The following is a 10472-nucleotide window of genomic DNA, read 5'->3' as shown; positions in this document are numbered from 1 at the left end:
TTAGAAAAGACAATCGTTAAGATTGTCTTTTTTTTATTTAAAATCATTTTAAAGATGAATATAAATTTTTATAATTTCTAGGAGAATCACCAGTTGTTTTTTTAAACATTTGACTGAAATAAGATGAATTAGAAAAACCAACTATAGTAGATATATCTCTAATTGAATGATTTGTAGTTGTTAAAAGATTTTTAGCTTCTTCAATTCTTTTATTGATTAAATAATTAATAGGTGAGGTTCCCATTTGCTTTGTGAATAAATGAACTAAATGAAATTTATTCACATAACTCAAATTTGATAAAGTATCTAAAGTAATATTTTCAGAATAGTGAGAGTCAATATAATTTTTAATTTTAACACATTCAATATTTAATTTTTCGGGATTAGTGGTAATAAGTAAATTAGACTTAGCTTTTCTAGATATATATATAATAAATAGAGTTAAGATACTTTTGCATGCCAATTCATAGTTAGAATCCTTATTTTCAACTTCGCGCACTAAATTATTTAAATAATTTAATATTTCAACTTTATCATTATTAAAATTCATTATTTTATAGTAAATAGGAGTTTCTACTTCAATACCTAAACAAGAAATATTATCATTGGCTAAAGCCAAGTTATTTATTCCAAACACAATATATTCTAATTGATCAAAAGAATTATTAGTAGATTTTTCTGTATGAGAACAGTTAGGATTAATAATAATTAAGTCACCCTCCTTTATAGAAACGATCACATCATCTATATCCATAAATCCATGCCCATGAGTTATGAAGAAAATTTCAGTAAATGGATGTGAATGAGATGTACTATGCCAATCATCACCATATTTAGATTTGCTTATATAAAGCAATTCAAAATCAATATCATATATGTTCTTTTCATTAACTGTATATCTTGTATTACTCATAAATCACCTCAAAATAATGCTTAATAGCTAAATTATAGCATTATTTATATTAAATAGAAAAGAATAAAATATATTTAGGATATATTGCGGAAATAGCAATATAACTAAAAAAATAAGCAATAAATTTGTTGTGTAAAAGTTTACAAATAAGTAAAATAAAATCAAGGGATGTAAGAAAAAGACAAGGGGAGTGGTTTTATTTGAAAAAGAATAGTAAATCTAAAAAACTATTTATAGCTTTATCAGTTATTCCATCATTTATTTTATTTTTTGTATTTATGATTATTCCAACTTTAAATGTATTTTGGATGTCATTATTTAAATGGGGTGGACTAACAAATAATAAGAAATTCGTAGGATTAAATAATTTTATTATATTGTTTAAAGATGAAAAGTTTATAAAATCATTTCAAAATACACTATTTTTAATAGTATTTGTAACTATTGTTACTTTAATATTAGCAATAGCATTAGCAGCAGTATTAATACGAAAGGATATTAAATTCAATAATTTATTTAGAATAATTTTTTACTTACCAAATATTTTATCCGTAGTTGTGATATCAGCAATATTTTCAGCAATTTTGGATCCAAATCAAGGAATATTAAACGCGACTTTAGATTTATTAAAGTTAGAAAATTGGAAACGAATGTGGCTTGGAAATCCAAGTACAGTAGTATGGTGTATTGCAGTAGCAATGATTTGGCAAGCTGTTGGTTATTATATGGTTATGTACATGTCAGCAATGAGTAGTATTCCGGAAAGTTTATACGAAGCGGCAGATTTAGAAGGAGCTTCAAAGTTTAAACAATTTTTTAGTATAACATTGCCTCTTGTATGGGGAACAATAAGAACTACATTAACATTCTTTATAATAAGTTGTATCAATTTAAGTTTCTTATTTGTAAAAGTAATGACTGGTGGAGGACCTGATGGAGCATCAGAATCTTTCTTAGGATATATGTATAAACAAGCTTATGGTAATTCATCATATGGGTATGGGATGGCAATAGGAGTTGTAATATTCTTATTTTCATTTGGATTATCATTAATAATTAGCAAAATAACAGAAAGAGATGTAATTGAGTATTAGGGGGTGGTAATTGTGGAAAATATACCAGAAAGTAATTTAAATATAAATCCTGTAATTACAAAAAAGAATAAGAAAAAATCAACTAATAAATTAATGAAGGCTTTTATATATTTATGCTTAATACTATTTGCATTAAGTATATTAATACCATTAGGATGGTCGATACTTGCAGCATTTAAACATAAATCTGAATTTTATGGAAATCCATGGGCTCTACCAGAAGGACTTTATTTAGAAAACTTTAAAACTGCATTTATTAAATCGCATATGGGAGAATATTTTTTTAACTCTTTATTTGTAACTGCTTTGGCATTAGTAATTCTTTTAGTAATTTCAATTCCAGCAGCATATGTGTTATCAAGATTTAACTTTAAAAGTAAAAAGCTTTTAAATACTATATTTGCAGCAGGATTATTTATAAATGTTAACTATATTGTAGTGCCAATATTCTTATTAATATTAGATGCAGATAAAGCAATAAAACAAATATTTGCACTTCCATTATCAATGACTGTATTTTTAGATAACAAAATTGTACTAGCTCTGGTTTATGCTTCAACAGCACTACCATTTACTATTTATTTACTATCTAATTATTTAAAAACTTTACCAAGAGCTTATGAAGAAGCAGCGATGATAGATGGTTGTAGTTATTTGCAAACTTTAATTAAAGTAATAATACCAATGGCTAAGCCAAGTATTATAACTGTAATATTATTTCAATTTTTAGCTTTTTGGAATGAATATATTATAGCATTAACATTACTTCCTAATTCATCAAAAACCTTACCAGTTGGTTTATTGAATTTAATGCAAGTACAAAAAACAGCAACAGATTATGGTGCAATGTATGCTGGATTAGCTATAGTAATGATTCCAACAATAATACTTTATATTTTAGTGCAAAAACAATTAACTGAAGGAATGACAGTAGGCGGTATAAAAGAATAGGGGGAAATGATGATGAGTAAAGGAAGAGTTACGATACCAACAGATGATAATTTTATAAAAGAAACTATGGAAATAGCTGAAAAGTGGGGGGCTGATGGGATTAGAGATTGTGATGGATTTAAGCTACCAAAAGAAATAAAAGGATTGGCTGAAAGAATATATTCAACTTATTTCGTTGCTCGTGGAGATAATAAATGGGCAGAGGCTAATAAAGAAGAATTACAACAAACATATTTAATGACAAAGCATCATGTTGCAACTGAAGATAAGCTAGTAATAAAAATAATGGATGGATATTTTGAACAGCAGGTTCAACCAGATATTTATCATGATATAAAAGTTTGGTGGGAAGTAATTGATAGAACGAGCAATGAGGTTATAGATGCTTCCTTGTGGAAATATAATGAGAAAACTCAAGAAGTTATTATAGAAAATACAATTAAATGGCATGAATATACAGTAACATTTTTGGCTTATTGTATATGGGATCCAACCCAAATGTATAATCACATTACAAATAACTGGGGAAATAAACCACATGAAATGCCTTTTGATGCAAGAAAGCCAAAAACTAATAAATATATTTTTGAAGCTATGCATAAGTGGCTTGATGAACATAAAGAATCAAACATAGTTAGATTTACTACTTTCTTTTATCATTTTACTTTAGTGTTTAATGATTTAGCTAAAGAAAAGTTTGTAGATTGGTTTGGATATAGCTCAAGTGTAAGTCCAGAGTGTTTAGAAGAATTTAAAAAGGAAAAAGGTTATGCATTAAGGCCAGAGCATATTGTTGATCAAGGATATTATAATTCTTCATTTAGAATTCCTTCTAGAGAATATTTAGATTATATTGATTTTCAACAAAAATTTGTTGCAGAAAATGTGAAAAAACTTGTAGATATTGTGCATGAGGATGGAAGGGAAGCTATGATGTTTTTAGGTGATAATTGGATCGGTACAGAGCCTTATGGAAAATATTTTTCTTCTATAGGAATAGATGGAATAGTTGGCTCTGTTGGTGGTGGAGCAACACTTAGAATGATTTCAGATATTCCAGGTGTCAAATATACAGAGGGTAGATTCTTACCATATTTCTTTCCAGATACATTTTATGAAGGGAATGATCCTACAATAGAAGCGAGAGAAAATTGGGTAACTGCAAGAAGAGCCTTAATGAGAAAACCTGTAGATAGAATTGGATATGGGGGATACTTATCATTAGCATATAAGTTTCCGAAGTTTGTTGATTATATTGAAAACGTTTGTGATGAATTTAGAGAAATATATGATAATATTGGAGGAAATAAGCCTTACTGCGGATTAAAGGTAGGAGTACTTAATTGTTGGGGAAAACTAAGAAGTTGGCAAACTCATATGGTTGCACATGCATTATGGTATAAGCAAATATATACTTACTTAGGAATAATAGAATCACTAAGTGGTATGAGTTTTGATGTTGAATTTATAAGCTTTGATGATATCAAGGAAAATGGAATCTCAAGTGACATAGATGTGATAATTAATGCTGGAGATGCAGGAACTGCATTTAGCGGAGGCGATAAGTGGCTTGATAAAGAAATAATAAGTACTTTAAGAGAATGGATTTATAATGGTGGAGGTTTTGTTGGAGTAGGGGAACCTTCAGCAGTATTAGAAGGAGGACATTTCTTTCAATTAGCAGAAGCATTAGGTGTAGATAAAGAATTAGGATTCTCATTAAGTACAGATAAATATTTCAATACGCAACTTGATAAACATTTCATTACAGAAGATGTTATTGAAGAAATTGATTTTGGTGAAGGGCAAAAAAATATTTATTCAAAGAGTAAAGAAACAGAAATAATTTGTTATAGAAATGGAGATTTATTGATGTCTTCAAATGACTACGGAAAAGGAAGAGCAGTATATATTGCAGGACTTCCATATTCACTTCAAAATACCCGTATACTTATGAGAAGTTGTTTTTATGCATCACATAAGGAAAAGGAAATGAAAAAATGGTATGCAGATAATTTGAATTGTGAAGTATCAGCATATTTAGAAAGTAATAAATATGCTGTAATTAATAACTCCCATGAAAAGCAAAGTACAATTATATATGATGGAAGTGGCAATAAAATAAAATTTGAATTACAGCCAGGGGAAATTAAATGGAGCAAAATTAGTTAGTGTTTAGAAGTTAGTGGTTAATTAATGAATTGTGTTATAAAGGCTAAATTGAAAAGATAGCTCATAACTTCTAACTAAAAATTCATAACTACCTATAGGAGTGATTTTATGATTAAAAAAGTAATCTATAGTTTAGTATTTATAGTATCGGTATTCTTAGTTATAAAAGGAAATGCGATTCATGGATATAAGGGATTGTTTATTATGTGGGTAGGATTAACATGTTTGCTTGCAGAGTTATATTTATACAATAGAAAATATCAATAAAGGAGGGAGAGAATATATATGAAACCAATATTATTAATAATGGCAGCTGGATTAGGAAGTAGATATGGTGGATTAAAGCAGATAGACAAAATTGGACCAAATGGTGAGGTATTATTAGAGTTAGCTGTGCATGATGCTATAAAAGCAGGATTTGAAAAAATAGTATTTATTTTGAGAAAAGAAATTGAAGCTGAATTTAAGAATCTTATAGGAAATAAATTAGAGAAATATGCAGAAGTAAAATATGCAATTCAAGAAATAGAAAATCTCCCAAAGGGATATAAAGTTCCGAATGAAAGAACAAAACCGTGGGGAACTGGACAAGCTATATTGTGTGCAAGAGATATTGTGGATGCACCATTTGTAGTGATAAATGCAGATGATTTTTATGGGCAAGAGGCATTTAGAAAGATATATGAGTTTTTAATCAATAATAAAGATGAAAATACGTATGGAATGATAGGGTATAAGTTGAGTAATACACTTTCAGAAAATGGGCATGTTGCAAGAGGGGTTTGTAAGGTTAAAAGCGGATACTTAGAAGAAGTAGTTGAAAGGACAAAAATAATAAAAAAGGGGGAGGCAGCTTTTTATACAGAGGATGATGAAAATTGGGCAGAACTTGATTACAATTCAACTGTATCAATGAATATGTGGGCATTTAATACTAACATATTTGAAGAATTAGAAGTTGGATTCAAAAAATTCTTAGATACAGAGGTTAAATTAAATCCAAAGAAGAGTGAGTATTTTATACCTTCAGTTGTAAGTAATTTATTAAGTGAGAATAGAATATCTGTTAAGGTTATGGAATCAGGGGATAAATGGTATGGGGTAACTTATAAAGAAGATAAATACATTGTAAGACGTGCTATTGAAAATCTGATTAAGGAAGGGGTTTATCATAAGAATTTATGGGAGGAAATTAGGGCGAAATGTGTGACAAATGTTTAGATAAAACAGTAGAAGCGCTAAAAAAATTTAACTTCAAGGGAGATATTATAAGGGTAACACCATTTGGAAGTGGAATAATTAATGATACTTTCTTAGTTGTTTGTAATGATAAGGGTAGTAAAAATAAATATATTCTTCAGAGAATAAATAATTCAGTTTTTAAAAATGTTAATAAGTTAATGGAAAACTATTGTAATGTATGTGATTATCTAAAAGATATAATTTGCAAAAGAGGTGGGGATATAGATAGGCAGACTATTACTGTAGTTCTAACTAATGGTGGCAAGAGTTTTTATTGTGATTCCAAGGGGAATTACTGGAGAGTTATTAAATTTATTAAGAACACAGTAACTTATGATGTTAGTGAATCAACAGGAGATTTCTACAAAGTAGGAAAAACATTTGGAGAGTTTCAAAATATGCTAATAGATTATAATGCAGAAAGTTTATATGAAACAATACCTAATTTTCATAATACAAAAGAAAGATATAAATCATTTATAAATGCTATTGAAAGAAATAAGGCAAATAGATTAGATAATGTAATAAATGAAGTTAACTTTATTATTGAAAGAAAGAGTGATACATCAATTTTAGTGGATTTACTTCAGAAAGGTAAATTACCATTAAGGGTAACACATAATGACACTAAAATTAGTAATATTCTTATGGATGCAAAAACCAAGGAAGGGATTTGTGTTATAGATTTAGATACTATAATGCCAGGACTTTCTTTATATGATTTTGGAGATGCTATTAGAAGTGGAGCAACACATGTTTCGGAGGATGAAAAGGATTTAAACAAAGTATTTATTGATTTAGAATTTTTTGAAGCATTTACAAAAGGTTTTTTAGAGGGGACAGCAAATAGTTTAACTGAAAAAGAAATTGAATTATTACCGATGGCAGTAAAAATAATTACATTAGAACAGGGAATTAGGTTTTTAACAGATTATTTAAATGGAGATGTTTATTATAAAACAAACTATAATGATCAAAATCTTGATAGGACTAGAACACAACTTAAACTTGTTAAGGATATAGAAGAAAAGTTAAATGAAATGAAAAATATAGTAAATAAATGTTTAAGTAATAATATAGTAGAGGTGTGATAGTATGATTAAATTTGGTACTGGTGGATTTAGAGCAATAATTGGAGAGGATTTTACAAAAGATAATGTTCAGCAATTAGCTAGAGCTGTGGCTAGAAAAATGAAAGATGAAAAGGTTGAAAATAAAACTATAGTTGTAGGATATGATAGAAGATTTTTATCAAAAGAAGCTACAATGTGGATATCAGAAGTTTTAGCATATGAGGGAATTAAAGTTTTGTTTATTCACAGAGGGGTGCCTACGCCATTAATTATGTTTGAAGTTAAAAGGTTAGGTTTAGACTATGGAATGGCAATAACTGCAAGTCATAATCCTGCACTTTATAATGGGGTAAAACTATTTACTAAGGGAGGAAAGGATGCAGATGAAATAGTAACAAATGATGTTGAAAATTATATTTCTAAATATGAAAATGAAGAGTTAAAATCAATAGATTTTGAAGAGGCTATAGAAAAAGAATTAATAATTTATGATAATCCATTTAATGAATATATAGACTGTATTTTATCTCAAATAAATGTAGAAGCAATTAGAAATGCACATTTAAGGGTTGTTTTAGATCCAATGTATGGTGTAAGTCAAACATCACTTAGAACTATACTTGCAACTGCAAGGTGTGAATTAGATGTTATTAATGAAAGACATGATACTTTATTTGGTGGAAAACTACCTACCCCAAATGCAGCTAATTTAAAATCTCTTCAAAATTATGTTATAGATAGAAAATATGATATTGGGATAGCTACTGATGGAGATGCAGATAGGCTTGGTGTAATAGATAATAACGGAAGGTTCCTACATCCAAATGATATTTTAGTTTTATTATATTATTATTTATTAAAATATAAGGGGTGGAATGGACCTGTTGTTAGAAACATTGCTACGACAGAACTTTTAGATAGAGTTGCACAAAGCTTTGGAGAAGAATGTTATGAGGTGCCAGTTGGTTTTAAGCATATTTCTTCAAAAATGATAGAAACTAATGCAATAATAGGTGGAGAATCTAGTGGGGGATTAACAGTCAAAGGTCATATTCAAGGAAAGGATGGTGTTTATGCAGCTTCATTATTAGTTGAAATGATAGCGGTAACAGGAAAATCTTTATCGGAAATATATGAAGATATATGTAATGAATATGGAAGATTATATATGACTGAAAGGGATTATAAAATGACCCAAAAGAAAAAGCAAGATCTTATTGATATATTAATGGCTAAGAGAGAGCCAATTGAATTTAATTATGATGTTGAAAGAGTTTCGTATGAAGATGGATATAAGGTTTATTTTAAAAATGGTGGTTGGATAATAGTTCGTTTTTCAGGAACAGAACCTGTATTAAGGGTATTTGCTGAAATGGATACTTTAGAAAAGGCAGAGGAAATAAGAAAAATAGTTGAAGAAAGGTTTAATTTGTAAAATAAAGTTAAATTGCTAAAAACGCAAAATAACTAAAAAATATAACAATAAGCTTATTGATTAAACGTTTACAATTATGTAATATATAGTTATAAAAGGTGAGGGGGAGAATTTTATGAAGTTTAAGAAATTGTCAATGATATTAAGTGCACTTATGGTGGCAACATTATTTGCAGGTTGTGGGAGCTCAACATCGAGTAAAGAAGGTGAGACTGATGAAGAGGCTGCAACTTCAGCTACTGAAGAAACAGTTTTAAAAATAGCTGCATTAGATGGTGGGCGTGGAGTTGAACATTGGAATAAGCTTGCTGAAAAGTTTGAAGAAAGTCATGAAGGGGTTACAGTTGAATTAACAGCTGCTTCTAATTTAGAAGAAATAATTAGACCTCAAATTCAAGGTGGAAATGTACCTGATTTAATATATTTAGCAACTGGAAGACCAGAGGCTTTAACAGAAACTTTTATAAATGAACAAGCTCTGCATGACTTAACTAATGTTATGAATATGACTGTACCAGGTGAAGATGTTACTGTAAAAGATAAAATATTACCAGGATTTTTAGAAACTTCATCTACAGCTCCATATGGTGATGGAAAAGTTTATTTAGCACCTTTATTTTATAGTCCAACTGGATTGTTTTATAACAAAGGATTATTTGAAGAAAAAGGATACGAAGTACCAAAGACGTGGGATGAGTTCTTTGCTTTAGGAGATAAGGTTAAGTCAGAAGGCATTTATTTATTTGCATATCCAACAGCAGGATATTTTGATTCTGTAATGCCAGCAATGTTAGCTGCTTCTGGAGGAATAGAGGCATTTAATAAAGCAATGAATTATGAAGAGGGATTCTGGACTTCAGATGATGCAACTAGAGTATTAGAAACTATAGCAAAATTAAAAGATTATACAGAACCTTCAGTAGTGGCAAATGCAAATGGTGATAACTTTAAAAAGAATCAACAATTAATTTTAGATAATAAAGCTTTATTTATTCCAAATGGTGATTGGTTACCAAGTGAAATGGAAGATGCCCCTAGAGCAGATGGATTTGAATGGGGATTTAGTGCATATCCAGCATTTGAAGATGGTGGAGATATGTATTCTTATAACTATTTTGAGCAAATGTATATACCGGCTGATGCAGCTAATACATCATTAGCAGAAGAATTCATGGCTTATATGTATAGTGATGAAGCTGTTGGAATAATTGCTGAATTAGGTAAGTCAGTAGTTCCTGTAGAAGGGGCAATTGATATTGCTAGTAAATATTTAGATGATTTACAAATTGAGATGTTAAGTGTTTATGATAATGGAGCAAAACCGGTTATGGGTGGATTTGCAGCAACAGAGCCAGTTGAAGGATTAGTTTGGAATGATTCTTATATATTAATCATTGATTCTATAATGAATGGAACTAAAACTGTAGAAGATTGGCAAACTGCATTAACAAGTGCATCTGATAAATTAAGAGAAGCTATAATTAAATAGTATTATTTAGGCGTTACGGAAGTAACGCCTATTTTTATGACATTATTTGTGTATTTTTAGGACGATAAAGATTAATAATATATTTAATAGGAATCTGTTAAGC

The 10472-nt window shown here is 29.1% G+C and carries 9 protein-coding genes; 8 read left to right on the top strand and 1 reads right to left on the bottom strand.

The annotated features are described in order from the left end of the window. Positions 1 to 43: 43 nt before the first annotated feature. Entirely contained in the window at positions 44 to 913 is an 870-nt protein-coding gene (locus TY07_RS16330) for an AraC family transcriptional regulator (protein WP_042402700.1), read from the bottom strand. A gap of 200 nt (positions 914 to 1113) precedes the next feature. Between TY07_RS16330 and TY07_RS18205 the strand changes: the two genes are divergently transcribed. The 8 genes from TY07_RS18205 to TY07_RS16295 all read left to right on the top strand — a co-directional run bounded on the left by TY07_RS18205 (position 1114) and on the right by TY07_RS16295 (position 10369). Next, positions 1114 to 2007, top strand: a complete 894-nt coding sequence (locus tag TY07_RS18205; protein WP_042402697.1) for a carbohydrate ABC transporter permease — start codon at positions 1114 to 1116, stop codon at positions 2005 to 2007. Positions 2008 to 2100: 93 nt separating this feature from the next. Next, a complete protein-coding gene (locus TY07_RS18195) occupies positions 2101 to 2958 on the top strand; it encodes a carbohydrate ABC transporter permease (RefSeq protein WP_042402703.1) in 858 nt (285 codons plus the stop codon). A 12-nt stretch (positions 2959 to 2970) separates the two neighbouring features. Then, positions 2971 to 5130: a 1,3-beta-galactosyl-N-acetylhexosamine phosphorylase gene (gnpA, locus tag TY07_RS16315; RefSeq protein WP_078061407.1), complete on the top strand. Its 2160-nt coding sequence runs from the start codon at positions 2971 to 2973 to the stop codon at positions 5128 to 5130. Positions 5131 to 5238: 108 nt separating this feature from the next. Then, the gene (locus tag TY07_RS18190; protein ID WP_157029207.1) at positions 5239 to 5397 is read left to right on the top strand and encodes a DUF6903 family protein; all 159 of its coding nucleotides are present in this window, start codon (positions 5239 to 5241) and stop codon (positions 5395 to 5397) included. 18 nt (positions 5398 to 5415) lie between these two features. Then, positions 5416 to 6351: a nucleotidyltransferase family protein gene (locus TY07_RS16310; protein WP_042402693.1), complete on the top strand. Its 936-nt coding sequence runs from the start codon at positions 5416 to 5418 to the stop codon at positions 6349 to 6351. Then, positions 6333 to 7463: a phosphotransferase enzyme family protein gene (locus tag TY07_RS16305; protein ID WP_042402692.1), complete on the top strand. Its 1131-nt coding sequence runs from the start codon at positions 6333 to 6335 to the stop codon at positions 7461 to 7463. The genes TY07_RS16310 and TY07_RS16305 overlap by 19 nt, the downstream gene beginning before the upstream one ends. Positions 7464 to 7467: 4 nt before the next feature. Continuing rightward, the gene (locus TY07_RS16300; protein ID WP_042402690.1) at positions 7468 to 8880 is read left to right on the top strand and encodes a phosphoglucomutase/phosphomannomutase family protein; all 1413 of its coding nucleotides are present in this window, start codon (positions 7468 to 7470) and stop codon (positions 8878 to 8880) included. Positions 8881 to 8995: 115 nt separating this feature from the next. Then, positions 8996 to 10369 carry a carbohydrate ABC transporter substrate-binding protein gene (locus TY07_RS16295; RefSeq protein WP_042402686.1) on the top strand — a complete coding sequence of 458 codons (1374 nt, stop codon included), beginning with the start codon at positions 8996 to 8998 and terminating at the stop codon, positions 10367 to 10369. Positions 10370 to 10472: the final 103 nt, after the last annotated feature.

The sequence above is a fragment of the Clostridium saudiense genome (genome assembly GCF_000577815.1).
In the GTDB taxonomy this organism is placed as follows: domain Bacteria; phylum Bacillota; class Clostridia; order Clostridiales; family Clostridiaceae; genus Clostridium; species Clostridium saudiense.
This window is presented reverse-complemented; position numbering and strand designations above follow the sequence as displayed.